The sequence below is a fragment of the [Clostridium] colinum genome (assembly GCF_940677205.1).
Lineage (GTDB): Bacteria > Bacillota > Clostridia > Lachnospirales > CAG-274 > Tyzzerella > Tyzzerella colina.
Genome location: NZ_OW712331.1, coordinates 1,233,402 through 1,253,903, shown reverse-complemented (window position 1 = coordinate 1,253,903; position 20,502 = coordinate 1,233,402). Strand labels below are relative to the sequence as shown.

33 protein-coding genes and 1 other RNA gene are annotated in these 20,502 nt (G+C 25.3%); 29 read left to right on the top strand and 5 right to left on the bottom strand.

Annotation, left to right across the window (positions count from 1 at the left end; translation table 11 throughout):
• Nucleotides 1-119 precede the first annotated feature (119 nt).
• Nucleotides 120-380, top strand: coding sequence for a PASTA domain-containing protein (locus NBW53_RS06310; protein WP_250277413.1), 261 nt, complete (start codon nucleotides 120-122; stop codon nucleotides 378-380).
• A 113-nt stretch (nucleotides 381-493) separates the two neighbouring features.
• On the top strand, nucleotides 494-2,350 hold the full coding sequence (asnB, locus tag NBW53_RS06305; protein WP_250277412.1) for an asparagine synthase (glutamine-hydrolyzing): 1,857 nt from the start codon (nucleotides 494-496) through the stop codon (nucleotides 2,348-2,350).
• A gap of 1,092 nt (nucleotides 2,351-3,442) precedes the next feature.
• On the opposite strand, the gene NBW53_RS06300 is transcribed toward asnB, so the two are convergent.
• Nucleotides 3,443-4,639 carry a tyrosine-type recombinase/integrase gene (locus NBW53_RS06300; RefSeq protein ID WP_250277411.1) on the bottom strand — a complete coding sequence of 399 codons (1,197 nt, stop codon included), beginning with the start codon at nucleotides 4,637-4,639 and terminating at the stop codon, nucleotides 3,443-3,445.
• 517 nt (nucleotides 4,640-5,156) lie between these two features.
• Here NBW53_RS06300 and NBW53_RS06295 point away from each other — a divergent pair.
• Complete coding sequence (locus NBW53_RS06295; protein ID WP_250277410.1) at nucleotides 5,157-5,549, top strand: TM2 domain-containing protein; 393 nt, start codon at nucleotides 5,157-5,159, stop codon at nucleotides 5,547-5,549.
• Between the two features lie 25 nt (nucleotides 5,550-5,574).
• Here the strand turns inward: NBW53_RS06295 and NBW53_RS06290 are convergent, their stop codons facing one another.
• From NBW53_RS06290 to NBW53_RS06280, 3 genes are all read right to left on the bottom strand, one after another.
• Entirely contained in the window at nucleotides 5,575-6,882 is a 1,308-nt protein-coding gene (locus NBW53_RS06290; protein ID WP_250277409.1) for a DUF4041 domain-containing protein, read from the bottom strand.
• A 216-nt stretch (nucleotides 6,883-7,098) separates the two neighbouring features.
• Entirely contained in the window at nucleotides 7,099-7,536 is a 438-nt protein-coding gene (locus NBW53_RS06285) for an ImmA/IrrE family metallo-endopeptidase (RefSeq protein ID WP_250277408.1), read from the bottom strand.
• A gap of 4 nt (nucleotides 7,537-7,540) precedes the next feature.
• Nucleotides 7,541-8,200: a helix-turn-helix domain-containing protein gene (locus tag NBW53_RS06280; RefSeq protein WP_250277407.1), complete on the bottom strand. Its 660-nt coding sequence runs from the start codon at nucleotides 8,198-8,200 to the stop codon at nucleotides 7,541-7,543.
• A 142-nt stretch (nucleotides 8,201-8,342) separates the two neighbouring features.
• On the opposite strand from NBW53_RS06280, the gene NBW53_RS06275 reads away from it, so the two are divergent.
• Together NBW53_RS06275 and NBW53_RS06270 are read left to right on the top strand one after the other, a co-directional pair.
• Nucleotides 8,343-8,585, top strand: a complete 243-nt coding sequence (locus NBW53_RS06275) for a helix-turn-helix domain-containing protein (protein ID WP_250277405.1) — start codon at nucleotides 8,343-8,345, stop codon at nucleotides 8,583-8,585.
• Nucleotides 8,586-8,619: 34 nt separating this feature from the next.
• On the top strand, nucleotides 8,620-9,342 hold the full coding sequence (locus NBW53_RS06270; RefSeq protein WP_250277404.1) for an ORF6C domain-containing protein: 723 nt from the start codon (nucleotides 8,620-8,622) through the stop codon (nucleotides 9,340-9,342).
• Nucleotides 9,343-9,461: 119 nt separating this feature from the next.
• Here the strand turns inward: NBW53_RS06270 and NBW53_RS06265 are convergent, their stop codons facing one another.
• A complete protein-coding gene (locus NBW53_RS06265; RefSeq protein WP_250277403.1) occupies nucleotides 9,462-9,875 on the bottom strand; it encodes a hypothetical protein in 414 nt (137 codons plus the stop codon).
• Between the two features lie 147 nt (nucleotides 9,876-10,022).
• Here NBW53_RS06265 and NBW53_RS06260 point away from each other — a divergent pair, with 147 nt between their 5' ends.
• From NBW53_RS06260 to NBW53_RS06150, 24 genes are all read left to right on the top strand, one after another.
• Nucleotides 10,023-10,301, top strand: coding sequence for a hypothetical protein (locus tag NBW53_RS06260; protein WP_250277402.1), 279 nt, complete (start codon nucleotides 10,023-10,025; stop codon nucleotides 10,299-10,301).
• Nucleotides 10,292-10,597, top strand: a transfer-messenger RNA (tmRNA) gene (ssrA, locus tag NBW53_RS06255). The genes NBW53_RS06260 and ssrA overlap by 10 nt, the downstream gene beginning before the upstream one ends.
• 193 nt (nucleotides 10,598-10,790) lie before the next feature.
• Nucleotides 10,791-10,952: a hypothetical protein gene (locus NBW53_RS06250; RefSeq protein ID WP_250277401.1), complete on the top strand. Its 162-nt coding sequence runs from the start codon at nucleotides 10,791-10,793 to the stop codon at nucleotides 10,950-10,952.
• Between the two features lie 94 nt (nucleotides 10,953-11,046).
• Nucleotides 11,047-11,190 carry a hypothetical protein gene (locus NBW53_RS06245; RefSeq protein WP_250277400.1) on the top strand — a complete coding sequence of 48 codons (144 nt, stop codon included), beginning with the start codon at nucleotides 11,047-11,049 and terminating at the stop codon, nucleotides 11,188-11,190.
• 96 nt (nucleotides 11,191-11,286) lie between these two features.
• Nucleotides 11,287-11,451, top strand: a complete 165-nt coding sequence (locus NBW53_RS06240; RefSeq protein ID WP_250277398.1) for a hypothetical protein — start codon at nucleotides 11,287-11,289, stop codon at nucleotides 11,449-11,451.
• Nucleotides 11,444-11,662 carry a hypothetical protein gene (locus NBW53_RS06235; protein WP_250277397.1) on the top strand — a complete coding sequence of 73 codons (219 nt, stop codon included), beginning with the start codon at nucleotides 11,444-11,446 and terminating at the stop codon, nucleotides 11,660-11,662. Before NBW53_RS06240 ends, NBW53_RS06235 begins: the two co-directional genes overlap by 8 nt.
• Entirely contained in the window at nucleotides 11,663-11,839 is a 177-nt protein-coding gene (locus NBW53_RS06230; protein WP_250277396.1) for a hypothetical protein, read from the top strand.
• Entirely contained in the window at nucleotides 11,826-11,996 is a 171-nt protein-coding gene (locus tag NBW53_RS06225) for a hypothetical protein (protein WP_250277395.1), read from the top strand. The genes NBW53_RS06230 and NBW53_RS06225 overlap by 14 nt, the downstream gene beginning before the upstream one ends.
• Before the next feature lie 9 nt (nucleotides 11,997-12,005).
• Nucleotides 12,006-12,824 carry a DUF1351 domain-containing protein gene (locus tag NBW53_RS06220; protein ID WP_250277394.1) on the top strand — a complete coding sequence of 273 codons (819 nt, stop codon included), beginning with the start codon at nucleotides 12,006-12,008 and terminating at the stop codon, nucleotides 12,822-12,824.
• On the top strand, nucleotides 12,817-13,728 hold the full coding sequence (locus tag NBW53_RS06215) for a recombinase RecT (protein ID WP_250277393.1): 912 nt from the start codon (nucleotides 12,817-12,819) through the stop codon (nucleotides 13,726-13,728). The genes NBW53_RS06220 and NBW53_RS06215 overlap by 8 nt, the downstream gene beginning before the upstream one ends.
• Nucleotides 13,715-14,362: an MBL fold metallo-hydrolase gene (locus NBW53_RS06210; protein WP_250277392.1), complete on the top strand. Its 648-nt coding sequence runs from the start codon at nucleotides 13,715-13,717 to the stop codon at nucleotides 14,360-14,362. Before NBW53_RS06215 ends, NBW53_RS06210 begins: the two co-directional genes overlap by 14 nt.
• Entirely contained in the window at nucleotides 14,355-14,762 is a 408-nt protein-coding gene (locus NBW53_RS06205; RefSeq protein ID WP_250277391.1) for a single-stranded DNA-binding protein, read from the top strand. The genes NBW53_RS06210 and NBW53_RS06205 overlap by 8 nt, the downstream gene beginning before the upstream one ends.
• A gap of 9 nt (nucleotides 14,763-14,771) precedes the next feature.
• A complete protein-coding gene (locus NBW53_RS06200) occupies nucleotides 14,772-14,951 on the top strand; it encodes a hypothetical protein (RefSeq protein WP_250277390.1) in 180 nt (59 codons plus the stop codon).
• A complete protein-coding gene (locus NBW53_RS06195) occupies nucleotides 14,948-15,301 on the top strand; it encodes a DUF1064 domain-containing protein (protein WP_250277388.1) in 354 nt (117 codons plus the stop codon). The genes NBW53_RS06200 and NBW53_RS06195 overlap by 4 nt, the downstream gene beginning before the upstream one ends.
• Nucleotides 15,302-15,312: 11 nt before the next feature.
• Nucleotides 15,313-15,528 carry a hypothetical protein gene (locus NBW53_RS06190; protein ID WP_250277387.1) on the top strand — a complete coding sequence of 72 codons (216 nt, stop codon included), beginning with the start codon at nucleotides 15,313-15,315 and terminating at the stop codon, nucleotides 15,526-15,528.
• A gap of 11 nt (nucleotides 15,529-15,539) precedes the next feature.
• The gene (locus NBW53_RS10060) at nucleotides 15,540-15,674 is read left to right on the top strand and encodes an LIM domain-containing protein (RefSeq protein ID WP_284345807.1); all 135 of its coding nucleotides are present in this window, start codon (nucleotides 15,540-15,542) and stop codon (nucleotides 15,672-15,674) included.
• A 10-nt stretch (nucleotides 15,675-15,684) separates the two neighbouring features.
• Nucleotides 15,685-16,497 carry a DnaD domain-containing protein gene (locus NBW53_RS06185; RefSeq protein ID WP_250277386.1) on the top strand — a complete coding sequence of 271 codons (813 nt, stop codon included), beginning with the start codon at nucleotides 15,685-15,687 and terminating at the stop codon, nucleotides 16,495-16,497.
• Nucleotides 16,391-17,170, top strand: coding sequence for a DnaA ATPase domain-containing protein (locus NBW53_RS06180; protein WP_250277385.1), 780 nt, complete (start codon nucleotides 16,391-16,393; stop codon nucleotides 17,168-17,170). Before NBW53_RS06185 ends, NBW53_RS06180 begins: the two co-directional genes overlap by 107 nt.
• A gap of 146 nt (nucleotides 17,171-17,316) precedes the next feature.
• A complete protein-coding gene (locus NBW53_RS06175) occupies nucleotides 17,317-17,583 on the top strand; it encodes a hypothetical protein (protein WP_250277384.1) in 267 nt (88 codons plus the stop codon).
• Nucleotides 17,580-17,996 carry a hypothetical protein gene (locus tag NBW53_RS06170; RefSeq protein ID WP_250277382.1) on the top strand — a complete coding sequence of 139 codons (417 nt, stop codon included), beginning with the start codon at nucleotides 17,580-17,582 and terminating at the stop codon, nucleotides 17,994-17,996. The genes NBW53_RS06175 and NBW53_RS06170 overlap by 4 nt, the downstream gene beginning before the upstream one ends.
• A gap of 287 nt (nucleotides 17,997-18,283) precedes the next feature.
• Nucleotides 18,284-18,760 (top strand): transposase, encoded by a 477-nt coding sequence (locus NBW53_RS06165; RefSeq protein ID WP_330651598.1) that lies wholly within the window; start codon nucleotides 18,284-18,286, stop codon nucleotides 18,758-18,760.
• Entirely contained in the window at nucleotides 18,750-19,976 is a 1,227-nt protein-coding gene (locus NBW53_RS06160; RefSeq protein ID WP_250277381.1) for a PBSX family phage terminase large subunit, read from the top strand. Before NBW53_RS06165 ends, NBW53_RS06160 begins: the two co-directional genes overlap by 11 nt.
• Nucleotides 19,977-19,986: 10 nt before the next feature.
• Nucleotides 19,987-20,184 carry a hypothetical protein gene (locus NBW53_RS06155; protein WP_250277380.1) on the top strand — a complete coding sequence of 66 codons (198 nt, stop codon included), beginning with the start codon at nucleotides 19,987-19,989 and terminating at the stop codon, nucleotides 20,182-20,184.
• Entirely contained in the window at nucleotides 20,181-20,483 is a 303-nt protein-coding gene (locus NBW53_RS06150) for a hypothetical protein (RefSeq protein ID WP_250277379.1), read from the top strand. Before NBW53_RS06155 ends, NBW53_RS06150 begins: the two co-directional genes overlap by 4 nt.
• Nucleotides 20,484-20,502: the final 19 nt, after the last annotated feature.

Sequence of the window (20,502 nt, the reverse complement as noted above, 5' to 3'; positions counted from 1 at the left end):
AATGATTATAAATAAATTTTTATTTTAAATTTAATAAAAATTTTAGTTTTATTTATTTTGAGTATAAACTATATTAAAAATGCCCTGTCTTTACAGCTTAGCAAGTAGCAGGTCCAGTAATGAAAGAGTTATTAGAAAATATATTACCATACTTAAATATAGAAAAAAAATATACTGAAAAAGAACTAGAAATGGAAGAAACAAGAGAGATAAAAGTTCCTAATTTTATAGAAATGGATGTAAATGAAGCTAAAAAATTATTAGAAGAGCAAGAAATTAAATTTGAAATAATGGGAGAGGGTAGTACAGTTAGAACTCAATTTCCACCATCTGAAGAAATAATAAATTATGATGAAAAAATTATACTTTATACAAAATAATTTTTTAGTATATGATAAAAATATTTATATAAATTAATTTAATTATTTAATTGATTAATAATATTAATAATTTTTGAATAATATAATAATATAAATTTATAAGGAGATTTTTTATGTGTGGAATATCGGGGTTTATAAATTTTGAAGAAAATTTTTTAAACAAACAAAGTTTTTTTGAAAATATTTTAGATAATATGAGAAAATCTTTAAATAGAAGAGGAAGTGATGCAAATGGAATTTATTTAGATAATCATTTTGGAGCATCACATAGTAGATTATCTATTAGAGATTTAAGTGAAAATGGTAATCAACCTATGATAAAAATTATAAATGATAATAAATATATAATAGTATATAATGGTGAAATATATAACGTAGATGAACTAAAAATAGAGTTAAAAAATAAAGGATATTCTTTTTCAACTACAACAGATACAGAAGTTATTTTAAATTTATTTATAGAATATAAAGAAAAATGTGTAGATTATTTAAATGGAATTTTTGCTTTTTCTATATATGATACACAAGAAGAAACTTTGTATTTATTTAGAGATAGAGTTGGTGTAAAACCTTTATTTTATACAATAAATAATAAAACTTTAGTTTTTGGGTCTGAGCCTAAAGCAATTTTTGAATATCCTAACATTACACCTACAATAGATATAGATAGCTTAAAGCAAATATTAAGTTTAGGTCCAGCTAGAATAGCTGGAAAAGGTGTTTTTAAAGATTTATTTGAAATTAAACCAGGTCATTTTGGTATTTTTAATAAATATGGGTTTAAAGAAATACAATATTGGGAATTAAAAAGTGATTATCACACAGATAGTTATGAACAAACTGTAGAAAAAGTATCTTTTCTTGTAAGAGATGCTATAGAGAGACAATTGGTATCAGATGTTGAAATATGTACATTTTTATCTGGTGGTATAGATTCTAGTATAGTTACTGCAGTTTCTTCTAAATATTTAAGCAAATTTAATAAAAAATTAAATACTTTTTCGTTTGACTTTAAAGAAAATGATATTTATTTTAAATCTAATAGTTTTCAACCAGAAAGAGATAAACCATATGTTGATATTATGTTAAATAACTATGATTTAAATCATAATTATTTAGAATGTAATGAACAAAATCTTGTGAGTTTATTATATGAAGCTGTAGATGCTAAAGACTTGCCTGGAATGGCAGATGTAGATGCATCTATGTTATATTTTTGTTCGTTAGTTTCAAAACAAAACAAAGTTGCTTTAACAGGCGAATGTGCAGATGAAATATTTGGAGGTTATCCGTGGTTTTATAGAGAAGATTTATTAAATTCTACTTCTTTTCCTTGGTCTAAAAATATGGATACAAGAGAATTATTTTTACAAGAAGATTTAAAAATAAAACTAAATTTAAGTGAATATTCTTTACAAAATTATGAAAATTCTATAAAAGAAACACCTTATTTATATGGAGAAAATAAAGAAGAGTGTAGAAGACGAGAAATAGCATATTTAAATATAAAATGGTTTATGTCAACATTATTAGAAAGAATGGACCGAATGAGTATGTATAATGGGCTAGAAGCTAGAGTACCTTTTGCAGACCATAGAATAATAGAGTATCTTTGGAATGTTCCTTGGGATATGAAATATAAAAATAATATAGAAAAAGGATTGCTTAGAGATGCAACAAAAGATTTATTGCCTAATGAGCTTTTAAATCGTAAAAAAAGCCCATATCCTAAAACGTATAATCCTAACTATGAAAAACTTTTAATTAACGAATTAACATCTATAATAAATAATAATAATTTACCTATAAACGATTTAATAGACAAAAATAAAGTATTAGAATTTGTTAAAATGCCTACTAATTATGATAAACCTTGGTTTGGACAATTAATGTCAGGACCACAACTTATGGCATATTTTATACAGATAAATTATTGGTTAGATAAATATCATTTAAAAATAAATATTTAATTTTTTATAGAGTATAAACAAAAACAGTATTAACGATAAAATAGATTTATTTTTTATAATATCTAAATTATTGTTAATACTTATTTTTATACTTTATGATTTTATATTACAGATATATCTAAAATTTAAAGATATAGTCAAAGAAACAAATTATAATATATAAAGGACATATATAATATATAAAAAGGATTAAAACTTATAAATAAAAAGTATATAGCAATTTATGTTATAGTACAATGTATGATTTTTTAGGTGCTAGATATTTTATTTAGTCTTTTATTTTTTGAAAGAATATACATTATTATACATATTTTCGACCAAAATATTGACATAGATAATCCATATAAATTAAAATTATATATTAAAAATAAATAAAATACTTAACATTTTTGTCTATTTATGTTATAATTATTTACACACTTACATAATATAAGTGATTTTATAATTTAATAATAATTATTATAGGAGTAGATAATGGGACATAGATTTAGTTCGATTTTTTTTACAATCATATTAATAGGAATATTACTTAACAAGACTAAATTAAAAAATAAATTTGATCTTATTAAAACTCATAAAATTTTGGGAACTATTTTTATAATTTATATGATTGGATATAGTATTATTGATTATATTATTGATAGAGAAGCTTTTATTTTATTAATAATTCCTAGTTTGATAGGAATTTACTATACAGGTAAGAATAAATATAAATTAAAAAATAAATATTCACATTTATTTTTTATTATATTATTTTTAATTACATTATTAACACATGTTTTGACATAATAAATTAAAAACAAAAAAGGTTACTATTATTAAAATAGTAGCCTTTATATATATAAATAAAAATAGAGAGTGTTTGATCATTATTTATATATAAACTTAATTTTTTGATAATTATTTATTAAATTTAATTATTTTATAATAGTAATTATTTATGCCTTTGCATTAAAATAATAAAAATTACCCCAAAATACCTTAAAAATCAATATTTTATAGCTTTAAAGATATTTTTTTACTAACTTTTTTACTAATTATTAAATTAAAGATGAATATACAATATTAATATTTATACATACAATATGTATATTATACAGTTTCAAAATATTTATCTAAATGTTTTATTGCTTCTTTTTTCTTCTCTTCATCTAAATGTACATAGATATTACTCGTTATATTTACATTAGAATGTCCTAATTGTTCAGAGATAGTTTTAATATTTACACCCATTTCATATAGTTTGCTTCCACTTGTATGTCTAAATATATGAAATCCACTAGAATTTATGTTACACTTCTGTAAAAGTTTTGTTAAGGAATAATTTATTGAAGTAGAATAAATCAAACCAAAGTTTCTATTTGTAAAAATTAATGTATTTGAGGTATATCTTTTACCAAATTTTAAATAACGTTCTTTTTCTAATGATATATACTTTTTTATGTCCTTAGATATATTAGGATTAAAATATACAGTTCTTATACTACTATTAGATTTGGGTGTAGTTATAACAATTTTTGTTTCATAGTTTTTCTCATTTTTAAAATGTTTGGATTTAGACACAGTTTTATTAATATTTATGGAAAAATTATCAAAGCATATATCTTTTTCTGTCAATGCTAATATTTCATTTATTCTCATACCAGTAGATAAAGCAATTTTTATAATTAATAGCAATCTTTTATTATCACAATTATTAAAAATACATTGTATGTCTTCGTCTGTAAGATATTTATTAGCTTTATTTTCAGTTTTTTTAGGCAACTTAACAGAATAGCAATAATTTTTTGTAATATAGTCTTCTTCTGTTGCATAAGTTAATATAGTGCTTAAAAATGTTTTAATAACTTTTATAGTGGAGAGCTTTAAGTTAGTATTTAATAAATTATTAAAATACTTTTGAAGATGTTCTCTTTTTAAATCTATAAGTTTTATATTGGATATAATACTTTCTTTTATATGAATTCTATAAATAGCTTCATATCCAGAAAATGTTTTTTGCTTTACAGAATTACTAGGTAGCACTATTTCAAATAAATAGTATCTTACAAATTCGGAAACAGTCATATTTTTAATATCTAAATTTGATATATCATTGTTTAAAAATTCTTCCAACTTGTTAAAATACTTTTCTTTTACTTCATCTTTAGATTTACCTGTAACACTAACTTTATTGTTTTTGTCAAGTTGTTTTTGTATTCTATAATAAGTATATCCTTGACTTTTAAACTCTTTTATGTTAAAGTTAAGATACTTTAAATCTATATTAGATATATTTAATTTACTCATATTATCAAATCCTTTCTTATGTGTGGGTAGGTTTGATGTATAAGTAAAATGCTTAGCTCCTTTTAGGAGCTTATTTTTATTATATAAAGATTTTTTTGTTTTGTAAATAGAAATATAGACAAAATATAACAATATATGTTATAATGCAAAAGATTAATACGAAATATAAGTGGTTAGCTTTACCCCTAAATGAAAGGGGGTGAGGCTATGTCTAGCTATGAAATATTATCATTAATAATTTTATTATTAACATTAATTGAAATAGTTAGAAATAACAAAAAATAAACCACTTATATGATTATATAAGTGGCAAACCTTTAATATATCAAATTTGTTAAAGCTAACCACTAAAGTATTAATCAAAGGTTACTGTTGACGCAGTAGCCTTTTTTAGTGGTTAAGTATATTATTATTATAAACTTAAAATATTATACTGTCAACAATTTAATATATAAACAACAAAATATTTACTTTTTGTATATAATATGGTATATTTTAACAGAAAGGTGGGATAATTATGTTTTGTAGACAATGTGGTACACGAGTTAATGATGATGATAAATTTTGTGTTAATTGTGGTTTAAGTATAAAAGAAGATAGTGATATATTAGACAATGATACAAATTTATCAAATACTAAAATACTTAATACACAAGAATTTAGTTATAAAAGAATAAAAAAGAAATGGGTTACTTTTGTACTATGGATATTTTTTGGATGGATAGGTTTGCATCATATTTATAAAGGTGATTATTTTATGGGGGTATTTTATATAATAAGTAATTTAGTTACACCAGTTATACTAATAGCTACATTAGGTGAAGCGTTATTTCTTATTATAGGAATATATATAATATTTTTTATAGTGGATTTAGTATGGATATTAAAATTACCAGATTTGTATTATTAAAATTAATGTAAGCATAGGGTTAAACCTATGCTTCATTTTCAATATTTTTTAAAATTTGTATGCTTTCTCTGTATTCTTGTGCATCAGCTATTCGATTAAATTCTACTGTTTTATCATAGTTTTGTTTAACAACTTTTTCTATTTCTTCAAGAGTTGTTCTAAAAAATTCTTTTCTATTATTAATAAGATTAACTCTATCTTTATTAAATGCTTTATGTAATGCACTTTCTAAAGCAGGAGCATCTTCCGAAAAAATAAGCGCGTGTAAATCGAATTTAAACGGAACAGAAGCTCCACTTAATTCAGTTATTCTTTCTAGAGGCTCTAATCTTCTTGTTAACCCTATTTTAAATATGTTTTCTCCAAAAGCTCCTATATTACTTATAATATAAACATACCCAGCTCTTTTGTTTGCTTCTCTATAATCTAAATCTTCAAAAATTTGTTCAATTTCTTTTAAATTTACATTTAATTCATTTAGCTTTTCTTGTAATATAATTTTTTCTTCTTCAGAATTACATTTTTCTAACTTTTGTTTAACTCTATCTAATTCTTTTTGATATTGTTTTTGTTCTTTTTCAATTGCTAATCTTTTCTCTTTAATTTCTTTTTCAACTCTTTCAGCTTCTCTTAAAGCTTCTCTTCTTTCTCTCTCTTCTTCTTTTTCTTTTTGTTTTATTTGTTTATACTCTAAAGCTAGTGATAGTTCATCAACTTTTAAATTATAATAGCTAGCAGATATATTTATATTCATAATCTTTCCTAATTTTGAGATAGTTTCTTTACTTTTTTGTAATCTTTTTAAACTTTGGTCAAAATTGTTATATTTAACTTTTGATACTATCTCATCACATTCCGAGTTAAATGCACGAAGTAATAATTTTTTCATATCTTTTATCATTTTTTTACCTTCAGTTTTACTTCCATTAACAGTCCAATCAGTAGCACTATTTACAGCAAAGTCATTTTTTATTAAATTTTTTTGTTGTGAACGAATATCATCTATTTCGGATTTATATAAATCACTATTGCAAAAGTCAAATCTTGGTTCATATAGATTAAATTCTTGCATAAGTATTTTTTCATCTGTTATCACAAGTTCTTTTTCTTTTTGATAAATAATTTCATTTAAATTTTCTATTTTGCTATTAACTTTATTTAGCTCATCATTTTTTGATTCTATTTCATAGTTAAGTTCATTTATTATTTTTTTAAAATCAATAGTTTGCTGTATCTCAGGAGTTATTTTTTCTTTTATGTCTTTTAATTCATTTTCTAAGTTGTTAATCTTTTCTTTAAATTCTTTTATTTTGAAAATATCTAAAATTGACATAATACACCTCATCTAAAATATTTAGTTAGATTTTATATCAAAAAAACTCAAAAATCAACAATTTTACAAAAAATTTTATAATTATTAAAAATTAATATAATTTATAAGTAGAGATACTATTTAGATATAACCCATTATTATTTTTTACATTAATTAATTTCAAAAAAATTTTACATTTAAATATAAATTTTATCAATAAAAATCTACTGTAATTGATTATGGTAGGTTAGATTTTAATCTTAATTCAATTAATTTTTGGTGTACTCCAAAAATAGACGATAATTGATTTATGGTAAAATCTTGATATTCTTTTAAATCTTCGTCAGATATTAATAAATTAACAGCGAATAAATTAGCCTCAACTTCTAGTTTATCTATTGAAAATAGGGTATTTTCTCGAAGAAATGGTGTGTTAGCTTTTGGGTGTAATATTGCGTGCCCAAGTTCGTGAGCAATAGTAAATTTTTGCTTATGTTCTTCTAAGTTAGAATTAATATGTATAAATTTTTGTCTAAATGCAGTGTTATAGTATCCATTAATAGTACCTAGTTCTTCAAATATTACATTTATATTTAAACATTTAGCTAGTTCTATTGGGTTTGTGGTATAATATTTTTTACATAGTTTATTTATTAATTCTCTCAAGATAATCACACTCCTATTTTTTATATTTTTTAGGTGTGTATTTTTGTTTAGCAATAGCTTTTGCCATTCTTAAGCTATTTTCTAAAGAGGCTTTCAAAAGTTCTTTAGATTCTTCATCTAATGGTTCGCCATCAAACATAAGAGCATCTTGTGTATCTATTTGTTCTATAAGACTATCCATTTTTTTAGCTATATCTTTTTCATCTTTTTGAGTTAAGATATTTTCAGTACCATCTATTAAATATGAAGTAGTAGTATTTAATATTTCTGCTATTTCTTTAACTTTACTTTGACTTATATCTGTTTTACCACTTTCTATTTTAGCGATACTGGAACGAGATGTGTAACCTAATTTAGTAGCTAACTCATCTTGCGTTATACCTTTTTCTTCTCTTAAAGTTTTTATTCTTTCACCTATTTTTATATTATTAATTTTATTACATTCCTTTTTTTCTGTATTTTTATAATATAAATCTTCTTTATTATTTAATTCTTCGATAGGTATATTTAACCCTTTAGAAATTTTAAAAGCCACATCTAATGCAACAGTCTTATTTTTTCTATTTATAATACTTCTTAATGTAGAATCAGGTATGTCTGTCATTTTTGAAATATCTGATATTTTTAGGTTCCTATCACTCATTATATTTTCAAGAATCTCAAAAAAATACATTGTTTAACCTCCTTATTTTTTGTATTTTAACATAATAATAATGCATTGCACAAAAAAAGTCAAGAAAAAGCATTGACAAATTATGCAATGCGCTATATAATAACATCATAAATAGTGCATTGCACGAAAGGAGGAATGTGAAATGGCTAGAATAAATAATGTAGCATTTCAAAATTTAAGAGCAGAAATGGCTCGTAATCAAGTAACTATTAAAGAAATGTCTGATTATTTAGGAATTTCGAGAGATACATTAGCTAATAAATTATCAATGAGAAGACAAATAAATTTAGATGAGGCACTATTGCTATCAAGAAAATTTTTTCCAGATTCAACTTTAAATTATTTGTTTGAAGAATTAGATAGTTCCGTCGCTAAGACATCTTAACGAACATTAAAATTAAATACAAAGGAGAGATACTATGAACGACATAGAATTATTCAAAAACGAAAGTTTTGGAGAAATTAGAACTTTACTTGTTAATGATGAAGTTTGGTTTGTTGGTAAAGATGTGGCTAGTGCCTTAGGATATGAAAGACCTGACAATGCTATTAGAAGCCATATAGATGAAGAGGATAAGCTAATGCATCAAATTAGTGCATCAGGTCAAAATCGTAATATGACTATCATAAACGAAAGTGGTTTATATTCGCTTATCTTATCAAGCAAATTACCACAAGCAAAAGAATTTAAACGTTGGGTAACAAATGAAATTTTGCCAACCATAAGAAAGACTGGTGTATACACAATACAACCCAAAACACCAATGCAATTACTAGAACTTGAATTTCAAGCAATAAAGGAAGTTGATAATAAAGTAGAAGAAGTAAAACAAGATTTAGAGAATTTTAAACAAGATATGCCTTTATTAGCTTTAGAAATAGATAAGATAAAAAATGCTAGAAATAGAACAGCAGTAAATGTTTTAGGTGGAAAAGATAGTAATGCATATAAAAATAGGTCTTTGAGAAGTAAAGTATATCAAGATATGTCAAGAGAAATAAAAAGACAATTCGGTGTTGAAACATATAAAGCTATAAAAAGAAATCAATGTGATAAAGTTATAGAAATTATAAAATCATATGTCCCACCAATGTATTTACTTCAAGAGATAGAAAATGAAAATTTACAACTTGCTATTTAAAGTACATTGAAAATTGAATAAAGGGGGTGTTATGAATAACATAAAATCTTAAAGATGTTTAATAAATAAAAAAGGACTACATAAAAGTAGTCCCGACAAAAACATAATATTTAACATTTTTAACTGTTATATTTTTCAAAGAAAATCTCTGGAGGCATTCCTGCTGTAAACTGAAATAATTTTATCTTATTAACGAATTGGAATGTTCTATAATCTCCAGATTTAACACGTGAAGTGTCAGTCCATGACCCATTTGGTAAATAATCAACATGTCCATGAGTAAAACCAGAATTATACCATTCATTATTTTTTAATACACTTTTGTCATAAAATCCGATTGTAAGAGAGTTAACTTTATTTTTAGAAATGTATTTTTCTGTTTCTACTATAGCAATTTCAAATAATTGCTCTTTGGATAATTCACTTAAAATAACAATATGTATTGTTTCTCTAATTATATTACCAAAATTAGTATTATCTATTCTAGCAATATAATAATCAATGGGTTTAGTATTAGAACTTTCATTAGGCATATTCTGTACACCTCCTTTTCTTGTATATTTCCATATCCTAAAATGGCAGTTTTAAAATATGGATACAAAAATTATACAAGAAAAGGAAAAAAATAACAATAAATAAAATATAAAAATAAAATAAACAAAGTGTGGGTGGGTTTATTTATGATTATAAGTGAAAATGAAAATCAATTTTTGATAGATTTAAAAGACTTTAAAAAATTAATTAAAAAACTAGGCATTTTAGAATTTAACAACGACAAAATTAAACGTTGGATAGAGTTTGGAAAAATAGATGGCATTTATGAAAAAGGTGGTCTTTGTGCCGTTTATGTAGAAAAAAATATATATAATGCACTTATTAATAATGTATCAAATTGTGATAAGTGTCTATATAAAGATAGATTGGAAATTATAACTAATATTTTAAATAAGGGAGTGTAAAGGGTTCGACAGATTAATGAAAAATAAAAATATCACTAGGATAGCAACCTTAACAGCTAAACATTTTAAAAATAAAAGACAAACAATATTTATCTGTAGCTTAATTTAAGTTACCCCAAAACAATATCCATACTGTTGGTAAATATTTGAGGGTCAGGGAATAACAGTATTATTTTTCTTGATTTTTTTAAAAAATTAAGTGGTGGAGATAGGAGAAATCCTTAATTAAATGGTGTAAAAGTATTTTTATTTAGTAATTGGTTTGGACGGGGGTTCAATTCCCCCCACTTCCATAAAAATGAAAGGAGGGGAAATTATTATGTTAAAAAATAAATATTATTGCGATTTGTGTGGGAGGGAGTTCTCAAAAGAAAAACCATACGGGACAGACTTAACATACAACTATTGTATGCGTTGCACAAATAGAATGAGTGCCGAAGAAGTGCTTATTGTTCTACCAAATAGATGGTAAGTAAGGAGGAAAAACAAATGAAAAACTATTTAATATTTTTAGAAAACAGCAATCAAATAGGGTTAACAGCAAAAGATGATAGAGAAGCTATAAAACTAGCTTTGACATTTGATGAATTTAAAGCACTTAAAGATGATAAAGGAAATATTAAACTTTTAAATATGGGGTGTAGAAGATGAGATTTTTAAAAAACTGTTTATCTTTTGGAGTAGTTATTATTGTTTGTTATTTTATAGGTTATATAGTAGGCAAAATGATATTTTAGGAGGGAGTATGGAAAAATATAAACTTACTATTATAGATAATACGTATTATATGTATTTTGATTATAAAGGTAAGCTTAAATTAATAGATTTAGGTACAAAAAATTATAATCTAGCAATAGAAAGGGCAGAAAGATACATAAAAGATATTTAAACAATAAAAAGTGGCTTAAAAAAGCCACAGTTACACACAAAAATAAACACAGTTAAATTATACTATAAATTTTATAAAAAGAAAAGAGGAAAATTTATGGATACAAAAAAAGAAAGCAATAATATTAAAAAATGGAAATTATGTAATAGATTATTAAATTCTTTAAGACAAGCTAAAGGATTACCATTAGTGCCTTATACAGATAATCCTTATTGGCAGTCAAATATAAAAAACAAAAAGGAGTGCAGTGAAAATGTGTAATGAATGTAATCAATATATATGTGATAGTAGATGCCCATATGCAGATGCAGATATAGAAAAAGAGTGTTGTACGCAATGTGGAAATATACTAGAAAAAGGAGAAGAAGTGTATGTTAATGACGATAACAAGCCTATTTGTACTGAATGTATGGAAAGTGTAGAGGTTAGTAAAATTATTGAATTTTTCAAGTTGCAGAAAGAAGTGATATAAATGACCTATGAAAAAGCAGAAGAATTTGCTAATAAAAAACTTGAAATTGTTAGTAGTAATAAAAATTTAACAGAACAAGAGAAAAACATATATTGGAATATTTTCTTTGTAGATTATCTTCAAAATACAATTTATGAAAGGAAACTTATAAATGATTTATTATATGTTAAAAAATAATAGGGGTTATTTAAAACAAATTGATAAAAAAGAGGGCGTGGAAATTGTTGATACCTTTATTTTAGCCTATAAATTTAGTTGTGAGAAAAGCGCTTTAGCATTTAAAGAAAAGTATAAATTAGATGATTTTACAGTAGTTGAATGCAGATGTTTATAGGAGGTTTATATGAGTGAAATTATACAGATAAAACAATTACCTATTATTGAAGAAAGATTAAAAGAATTAGAAACTACAATAAAACAAAAAACAGATACAGCTTTATCTTTAGTTGTTACAGAAGATACTTTTAAAGAAATTAAGAAAACTAGAGCAGAGCTTAATAAAGAATTTAAGGAACTTGAAGATTTAAGAAAAAAAATAAAATCACAAGTTCTTAAACCTTACGAAGATTTTGAAAAAGTATATAAAGAGGTAACAGGACACTACAATATTGCAGATAGAGAACTAGCAAAAAGAATAAAAGATGTAGAACTAGCTTTAAAAGATGAAAAAGAACAAGAAGTTAGACTATATTTTGAAGAATATAAAGCAAACTTAGGTTTACAATATGAATTTATTACATATGAAAAAGCAAATCTAAACATTACTTTAACAGCTAGTTTAAAAAGTCTTAAAGAAAAGGTTAAAGAATTTTTAGATAAGTCAAATAATGATATTCAAGTTATTAAAAATATGGTACATAGTGATGATTTAATGTTCGAATATTCTAAAAGTTTAGATTTAACTAATTCAATGTTAATAGTTAATGAGAGAAAAAAAACTATTGAAGAACAACAAAAAGTAAAAGAATTAGCAGAGCAAAAAGAAAAAGAAAAACAAGAAACTGTTAAAAAAGTTGAAGAGGTACAAAAAGAACTAGCACCACCTATTATACAGGAAGAGAAAGAAAAAGAATATAAAGTAACTTTCACAGTTATAGGAACAAAGGAAAAGTTAAGACAATTAAAAGAATTTTTAAATAATGGAGGATATAAGTATGAGTAATCAAGTTCAAAAAAGTAAATTTAGTGTAGCTATTCAAACTACAGATATTCAAAAATTAATGTTAGATACTTTAGGAGATAGAAAAAAAGTACAAAGTTTTATCACAAATATAAGTTCAGCAGTAATTGCTAATCCAGAATTACAAAAATGTAATGCAAAATCTATTATTGGAGCAGGACTTTTAGGAGAAACTTTAAACTTAAAAACAGGTGTATTAGGGCAGTATTATCTTATACCTTTTGATAAAAAAGTTAAAGTACCTAAAGAAACGGGTGGTTATGAATGGAAAGTTGTAGACAGTAATGCACAATTTATATTGGGATATAAGGGTTACTTACAGTTAGCTATTAGAAGTGGTTACTATAAAAAAATAGTTGTAACAGAAATAAAAGAGGGGGAACTTATCAAGTTTAATCCTTTAGAAGAAGAAATTGAAGTTAAACTTATAGAAGATTTTGACAAAAGGGAACAAGCTAAAACAATAGGTTATTATGGTATGTTTGAATTTGTGAATGGCTTTAGAAAAGCAATTTATTGGAGCAAAAAACAAATGGAAACACATGCAGACAAGCATTCACAAGCTTTTAATTTAGAGAGTTTAAGAAAATTAGAAAATAATCAAATACCAGAAAAAGAACTGTATAAATACTCTTCTAATTGGTATAAAAACTTTGATGAGATGGGCAAGAAAACGATATTAAGACAATTATTTTCAAAATACGGAATGTTGTCAACTGAACTTCAACAAGCTATTGAATTTGAAGACAGTTCTATAAATATAGAAAATGGTTCGTTTTTACGAGAAACTCCAGAAAATATACCAGATGCACCAGAAATTATAGATGACCCAACGCCAACTGAAATAGTTAATGAAACGGAGCAGATAAATTTTGATAAATTATAATATTTTAAGTAGTGGAAGTAACGGAAATGCCACTATTATAAATGATAACATATTAATTGATTGTGGTGTCCCCTTTAAAAAAATAAAGGGGTATCACAAAAAAATACAACTTGTTTTATTAACTCATATACATAGCGACCATTTTAATAAAACAACACTTAAAAACTTAGCTTTAGAACGTCCTACAGTACGTTTTGGTTGTGGTAAATGGTTAGTTAATGATTTATTAGCTTTAGGTATAAATAAAGCAAACATAGATGTTTATGATATGAATAAAACATATAATTATGGTTCATTTAAAATTATACCTTTTTTTCTAAAACATAATGTTGAAAATTGTGGATACAAAATTCATTTTAATAATTTTAAATTATTTTACGCAACAGACTGTAATAATTTAAACGGTATAGAAGCTAAAAACTATGATTTATATATGGTTGAAGCTAATTACACTGAAAAAGGTATAAAGGAACGTATAAAACAAAAAGAATTAAACGGAGAGTACGTATATGAATATAACTCTTTAAAAAATCATTTAAGCAAAGAAAAAGCTGATGACTTTATATACAGTAATATCGGGTATAACAGTCAATTTATATATATGCATATTAACAAGGAGGAGTGTTATGAATAAAGTACAATTAATCGGACGACTTACAAAAGACCCAGAAATAAAATATACACAAAGCAAAGAGTCTTTAGCAGTTACACGTTTTAGTGTAGCTGTTAATAGAAAATATAAAAAGGATAGTGAACAAGAAGTTGACTTTATAAATTGTGTTTCTTTTGGTAAACAAGCAGAATTTGTAAATAATTATTTTAAAAAAGGACAACAAATAGCTATTGCAGGAAAAATACAGACAGGTAGTTATAAAGATAATAACGGTAACACAAAATATACTTTTGATGTTGTTACAGAAGAAGTAGAATTTTGCGGTGGTAAAACAGAAGAAAAAAATACTCAAGAGGTAGTGGAAGATGATGATTATTATATAGTAGATGAGAATATAGATGATGATAATTTACCATTTTAGGAGATAAATATGAACTTATTTGTTGGAACAAAAAATACTTTTTATAATAAATTACAAGTTAGTTATTTTGATAAAATAAGTGATACTGCACTTATTTTATATTTAAGTAATGGGGATAGATTTAAAATCAATACAAAAACACCTCAAGAATTAGAAAATTTTATAAACGAATTGGGGAATTTAGAATGAGAAAATACAACAAATATGGTAACAGAAAAGTTACTATTGATAACATAACCTTTGACAGTAAGAAAGAAGCGAAACGTTATCAAGAACTTAAATTAATAGAAAAAGCGGGGTTAATAACTAACCTTACTTTACAACCAAAGTTTTTATTGCAAGATAAATTTAAATATAAAAACAAGACCTATCGTAAAATTGAATATATTGCCGATTTTAGCTATGTTAGGGCTAAAGATGATATTTTAGTTATTGAAGATGTAAAAGGGCTTAAAACGGACGTATATAGGCTTAAAGAAAAGATGTTTTTAAAGATGATGATAAATAAAGGATTAAAATTTGAATTTAATGTGATTTAAGAGGGATTAATATGTTTTTACAAGAATTAAAACAAGAGATTATAGGAAAATTGAAAGAAAAAGAATTCAATAATATTGATATCGAGAAAATTCTAAAAGAAATTGATGCAGAATTAAACAGTGAAAAATTTTTAAGTGCAGTAGTTGAATTTTACATTTTTTTAAAAACAGAAATTAAAAAAATGGAAGTTTTAAAAGATATTTTAGAAAACGGATTATATGATTAGGAGATGTAATTATGAGTAAAAAAGCTAAAGATATATGTGTAATTTGTGAGAAGAAATTTAAAACAGGAGAAACTTATTTTCCAGTGCGAAATAAATTGATATGTAAAGAATGTTATAAATTGATAAATCCATTAGGGATACATTAGGAGGGTTATTATGGCAGAAAGAAGAATGTTTGCAAAATCTATAATTGACAGTGATAGCTTTATAGATATGCCAACAAGTAGTAGATTATTGTATTATGATTTATCAATGAGAGCAGATGATGACGGATTTGTTAATAGCCCTAAAAAAATAATGAGAATGACAGGGGCCAGTGATGATGATTTAAAACTATTAGTCGCTAAAAAATTCTTAATACCATTTGAAAGTGGAGTAGTAGTTATTAAGCATTGGAAGATACATAACTATATTAGAAATGATAGGTATAAAGAGACTATACACCTAGAAGAAAAGGCACTTTTAAGCACTACAGAAAACAAGGAGTACACATTGGATACAGTTGGTATACCAGATGACATACCATTGGGAGACGCAGGTAAGGTTAGGTTAGGTAAGGGTAGTATAGGTAAGGATAGTGGTAGTATAGTAGAATATGACAACCACCACCACAACCCTAAATCTTATGTTCAAAAATATATGAAAGTATTTCCGACTTGTTCTAGTTTAGAAATAGAAAAATTAATAAGTTATGAAGATGATGGAATGGAAGATGGAGTTATTTGTATGGCTATTGATGAAGCTATAAATAACAATGTTAGAAAGTTAAAGTACATAACTGTTATATTGGATAACTGGTTAAGCAATAACATAAAAACTGTTATTCAGTTAGAAGCCTACAAAAAAGAAAGGAGTAAACAAAATGAATCAAGCAATAAAGGACAAGCTACAAGTAATACAACAACTAATCAATCAACAACCTACGAGGAACTCAGAGAACTTACATCACACGGAACATTTAGGTGTTAAAAATTGTCCTATATGCAAAGGAGATGGAATTATTTTTATAGCTGAAAATGGAAAGGCTTATTCAAAATATTGTTCTTGCTTACAGAAAAAAATGTCTCAAGAAAGATTTTCTAAAACAGAAATAGCTAACAAGGATAGTTATACATTTAAAAATTTTAAAGCAGTAGAAGAATGGCAAAAAAATATATTAAGACAAGCAATAGATTATGTTTCAAAGTTTAAAGATAATTGGTTTTACATAGGAGGACAAGTTGGAGCAGGAAAAACTCATATATGTACAGCTATTCTTAGAAATATAGGAGAGTTAAACAACATCAGCTATATGTACATAAAATGTGATGAAGAACTTGAAAAACTAAAACAGTTAACTTATGGAAAACAAGAAAAGCAAGAAGAATATAGCAATATTATGTATAGATTAAAAAATACAGGGTTACTTTTTATTGATGACTTTTTTAGGAAAGAGCCTACAGAAGCAGATAAGGCTAAAATGTTTGATATAATTAATTTTAGATATTTAAATAATAAGCCTTGCATCTTCTCTAGCGAAAAGTCTTTATTAAGCATATTAGATATTGATGAAGCAATAGGGAGTAGAATATTTGAAAAGGCTAAAATTTTTAATATTGAAATAGGCAAAGATATGAAAAAGAATTATAGGTTGAAGATTTAGAAAACAATTAATATTTTAATATACCCTCTAAAATTCATTAAAAAGCCCTATAACGAACGAAAAACGATTTTATGTAAAATTATTACTACAAAAATGTTATGGGGCTATATGGACGAGCTAGAGGGGTTATACGGAGTGATATAGAAATGAAAATTTATTATTACTGTTTTAAAAATTATAATTTTTCAGGTTACACAATATATAAAAATGAACTTTTAGAATTTATAGAAAAATATAATATACCAGAAGAAGAGATAATAATAAAAGAATTTACATTGCTAAAGAAAAGAAAATTTGAATTAACTCAAGAAGCAAAGGTGCTTAGGGACGAGGCATCAAATTATAATTCTGATGAAATAATAATTCCGTTTATGAAAGAAAATCCAACGTTTAGTGGTAGGAGGGTTAAATGAAATTTAGTAACAAAAAAGAGTTAGAAAAATTTTTAAAAGAGCCTTTAGAACTCAAAAAAAAATTAGATAAAAAACAACGAGAGTTTGAAGTTAAAAACGGAGATATTACTATTAATTCGGGTATTAGTAATGGTATAAAATCTAGTAATATATCAAAAAAAGTTGAAGATAATGTTATAGAGCTTATAACGTTAGAAGAGGAAATTGATATATTAAAAAGTATTTTTGCAGGTACTATACACTCAGTCAATGACTTTATAGAAAATGCAAATTTAAAAGAAATTGAAAAAAGGATTTTAAGATTTAAGTACATAGATTTTTTATCCTTTGAAGAGATAGCTTATATTGAGGGGTATAGTACAAGAGCAGTTTATAAATATCATAAAAAAAGTTTTTTAAAAATGTTCAGTTGAGTTCAGTTGAGTTCAATTTTAAATTATGATATAATTATAATATGCAATAAAAAGATAAGCAAAAAAATAGGATATGTAGTTTATCGTGATAAAACATTAATAAGTGGGTTTGAGTCCCACCATATCCTTATATTAATTTTAAGAGCTAGATTTACTCTAGCAACAAAGCCGTTAACCGGCAGTAATTTTATGAGCTAGACTATAAATCACTTAGTTTATCGTGTAAAATTTTATAGTCGCAAATTTAAAGCTAGATTTATTCTAGCTTTTTTTATGCAAAAAAGGGGGTGGAGGTTATTGCAAAAGGCAAATATGAATACTGGTTAAATGAAGAGGGACTTTTAAAGATTGAAGATTGGGCTAGACAAGGCTTAACAGATGAACAGATAGCTGTGAAAATGGCAATAAGTACAACAACTTTATATGCTTGGAAAAATAAATATACGGAGATTTCGGAGACCTTAAAAAAAGGCAAGGAAATAGTGGATATTCAAGTAGAAAATGCACTTCTAAAAAGGGCTTTAGGTTATACTACTACTGAAAAAAAGGTTAAAAAAGAATATGGTGAAATAACTGAAGAAATAACCATAACTAAAGAAATACCACCAGACCCTACTTCAGCTATTTTCTGGTTAAAAAATAGGCGACCAGAACAATGGCGAGAAAAAAGAGAAGTTGAACAAAATACTAACCAAAATACAGAAGTTGATGAGTTTAGCAAAACTATTTTAGATTTTGTAAAGGGGCAAAAAAATGATAAGTAACAAACAATTAGAGATTTTAAAATTCCCTTACGAAGAAGAATACGACAGCATAATTTGTAGTGGCGCTATAAGAAGTGGTAAAACTTCCTGGCTTGTTGTTGCTTTTATTGATTGGGCAATGAGTAACTATAATAACAAACTGTTTGGGATATGTGGTAAAACTGTTGATAGTGCTATAAAAAACATTATAGTACCTTATCTTAGTTTATATTATGCTAAACAAAAATATGGTTTAAAGTGGAGAAAAAGTGATAAATTGCTGACAATTACTAAAGGCAATATAACGAATACATTTGAAGTATTTGGTGGCAAAGATGAAAGCAGTTTCGCTTTAATTCAAGGGCGTACTTTAGCTGGCGTATTTTTAGATGAAGTTGTACTTCAACCACAATCTTTTGTTAATCAAGCTTTGTCTAGATGTTCTGTTGACGGCGCTAGATATTGGTTTAGTTGTAACCCCGATAGTCCTAATCATTGGTTTTATAATGAGTGGATAAAGAAAGCTAAAGAAAGAAATTCTAAATATCTACATTTTACTTTAGATGACAACCCTAGCTTGAGTGAAAAAACATTACAAAGGTATAAAAATCAATATAGTGGTGTTTTTTATCAACGTTACATTTTAGGAGAATGGGTTCTTGCAGAGGGACTTGTTTATCAACAGTTTAATAAGGATAAGCATATCGTTGAAGAAGTGCCTACAAGAGGAATATATTACTTATCTATAGACTATGGTATAGTTAATCCTTTTGCTTGTTTATTATGGTGTATTAACGGCAATACAGCTTATTGCATTGATGAGTACTATTATGACCATAACGACCATAATGGGCGTAAAAGAACAGATGAAGAACACTACAAGGCTATTCACGATATGGCTAAAGGTTATAATATTGAATTAGTAGTTATTGACCCTAGTGCTACTTCTTTCAAAGAGACTATAAACAGATATGGAATTTATGATGTAATAAATGCTAAAAATGATGTTATAAGTGGTATTAGTAACTGTATGACACTTTTAGATACAGACTATATAAAGATTAGTAGTAGATGTGAAAACTTTATCGAAGAATTTGGATTATATAGCTGGGACGAAGATAGCCTAGAAGACGCAGTTATCAAGGCTTCAGACCATTGCGAAGACAGCTTTCGCTACTTTGTGAACACAATTTTGATACACGAATTTGACCACTTGAATTGGGGTAAACAAAGTTAGGAGGTAAATTATGGGAAATGATGCAGAAGAAATAATTGAAATTATAATAACCCCTTTTATACTTTATTTCTTCTTTGGTTTATTTTCATACATAGGTTTATGGTGTATAGGGTATGAAAACTATTGGAATTTTAAATTACCATTATTATTGTTAATGGCAAAGTTTATTTTTAATATGTTATTTAGAAATAGTGGAGGCGAATTATGAGTAAATTTATTGAATTAAAAAGCAAAAACTTTAAAAAAGTTAATGTTGACAGTATTAAAATGATTGAACAAGTACGAGATTATACAAGACTAAGATACATTTTTACAGATGATAGTGAATTTGTAGAAGTTTTTGAAACAGAAGAAGAACTTCAAAACAGAATTACAGTATTGAAAGTGGTACTAATGGGAGTGACTGAAATACATTTAAATGTAAAGCCTATAAAAAAGATTGAAATGGACGAAATATTTGCAATTGCAAGCGGAAGGTCTTGCGAAGTTTCTGGTTTGTATAATTGAAGTAATTAAAATTTTTTGA

Bases quoted from the DNA above. Each gene is read 5' to 3' on its own strand.
- NBW53_RS06245 (WP_250277400.1), top strand. From the start codon at position 11,047: ATGGAAAAATATAAACTTACTATTATAGATAATACGTATTATATGTAT.
- NBW53_RS06150 (WP_250277379.1), top strand. From the start codon at position 20,181: ATGAGTAAATTTATTGAATTAAAAAGCAAAAACTTTAAAAAAGTTAAT.
- NBW53_RS06190 (WP_250277387.1), top strand. From the start codon at position 15,313: ATGTTTTTACAAGAATTAAAACAAGAGATTATAGGAAAATTGAAAGAA.
- NBW53_RS06225 (WP_250277395.1), top strand. From the start codon at position 11,826: ATGTTAAAAAATAATAGGGGTTATTTAAAACAAATTGATAAAAAAGAG.
- NBW53_RS06230 (WP_250277396.1), top strand. From the start codon at position 11,663: ATGACCTATGAAAAAGCAGAAGAATTTGCTAATAAAAAACTTGAAATT.
- NBW53_RS06180 (WP_250277385.1), top strand. From the start codon at position 16,391: ATGAATCAAGCAATAAAGGACAAGCTACAAGTAATACAACAACTAATC.
- NBW53_RS06155 (WP_250277380.1), top strand. From the start codon at position 19,987: ATGGGAAATGATGCAGAAGAAATAATTGAAATTATAATAACCCCTTTT.
- NBW53_RS06280 (WP_250277407.1), bottom strand. From the start codon at position 8,200: ATGTATTTTTTTGAGATTCTTGAAAATATAATGAGTGATAGGAACCTA.
- NBW53_RS06170 (WP_250277382.1), top strand. From the start codon at position 17,580: ATGAAATTTAGTAACAAAAAAGAGTTAGAAAAATTTTTAAAAGAGCCT.
- NBW53_RS06275 (WP_250277405.1), top strand. From the start codon at position 8,343: ATGGCTAGAATAAATAATGTAGCATTTCAAAATTTAAGAGCAGAAATG.
- asnB (WP_250277412.1), top strand. From the start codon at position 494: ATGTGTGGAATATCGGGGTTTATAAATTTTGAAGAAAATTTTTTAAAC.
- NBW53_RS06160 (WP_250277381.1), top strand. From the start codon at position 18,750: ATGATAAGTAACAAACAATTAGAGATTTTAAAATTCCCTTACGAAGAA.
- NBW53_RS06250 (WP_250277401.1), top strand. From the start codon at position 10,791: ATGAAAAACTATTTAATATTTTTAGAAAACAGCAATCAAATAGGGTTA.
- NBW53_RS06270 (WP_250277404.1), top strand. From the start codon at position 8,620: ATGAACGACATAGAATTATTCAAAAACGAAAGTTTTGGAGAAATTAGA.
- NBW53_RS06195 (WP_250277388.1), top strand. From the start codon at position 14,948: ATGAGAAAATACAACAAATATGGTAACAGAAAAGTTACTATTGATAAC.
- NBW53_RS06185 (WP_250277386.1), top strand. From the start codon at position 15,685: ATGGCAGAAAGAAGAATGTTTGCAAAATCTATAATTGACAGTGATAGC.
- NBW53_RS06205 (WP_250277391.1), top strand. From the start codon at position 14,355: ATGAATAAAGTACAATTAATCGGACGACTTACAAAAGACCCAGAAATA.
- NBW53_RS06300 (WP_250277411.1), bottom strand. From the start codon at position 4,639: ATGAGTAAATTAAATATATCTAATATAGATTTAAAGTATCTTAACTTT.
- NBW53_RS06220 (WP_250277394.1), top strand. From the start codon at position 12,006: ATGAGTGAAATTATACAGATAAAACAATTACCTATTATTGAAGAAAGA.
- NBW53_RS06240 (WP_250277398.1), top strand. From the start codon at position 11,287: ATGGATACAAAAAAAGAAAGCAATAATATTAAAAAATGGAAATTATGT.
- NBW53_RS10060 (WP_284345807.1), top strand. From the start codon at position 15,540: ATGAGTAAAAAAGCTAAAGATATATGTGTAATTTGTGAGAAGAAATTT.
- NBW53_RS06175 (WP_250277384.1), top strand. From the start codon at position 17,317: ATGAAAATTTATTATTACTGTTTTAAAAATTATAATTTTTCAGGTTAC.
- NBW53_RS06200 (WP_250277390.1), top strand. From the start codon at position 14,772: ATGAACTTATTTGTTGGAACAAAAAATACTTTTTATAATAAATTACAA.
- NBW53_RS06265 (WP_250277403.1), bottom strand. From the start codon at position 9,875: ATGCCTAATGAAAGTTCTAATACTAAACCCATTGATTATTATATTGCT.
- NBW53_RS06290 (WP_250277409.1), bottom strand. From the start codon at position 6,882: ATGTCAATTTTAGATATTTTCAAAATAAAAGAATTTAAAGAAAAGATT.
- NBW53_RS06235 (WP_250277397.1), top strand. From the start codon at position 11,444: ATGTGTAATGAATGTAATCAATATATATGTGATAGTAGATGCCCATAT.
- NBW53_RS06260 (WP_250277402.1), top strand. From the start codon at position 10,023: ATGATTATAAGTGAAAATGAAAATCAATTTTTGATAGATTTAAAAGAC.
- NBW53_RS06215 (WP_250277393.1), top strand. From the start codon at position 12,817: ATGAGTAATCAAGTTCAAAAAAGTAAATTTAGTGTAGCTATTCAAACT.
- NBW53_RS06310 (WP_250277413.1), top strand. From the start codon at position 120: ATGAAAGAGTTATTAGAAAATATATTACCATACTTAAATATAGAAAAA.
- NBW53_RS06295 (WP_250277410.1), top strand. From the start codon at position 5,157: ATGTTTTGTAGACAATGTGGTACACGAGTTAATGATGATGATAAATTT.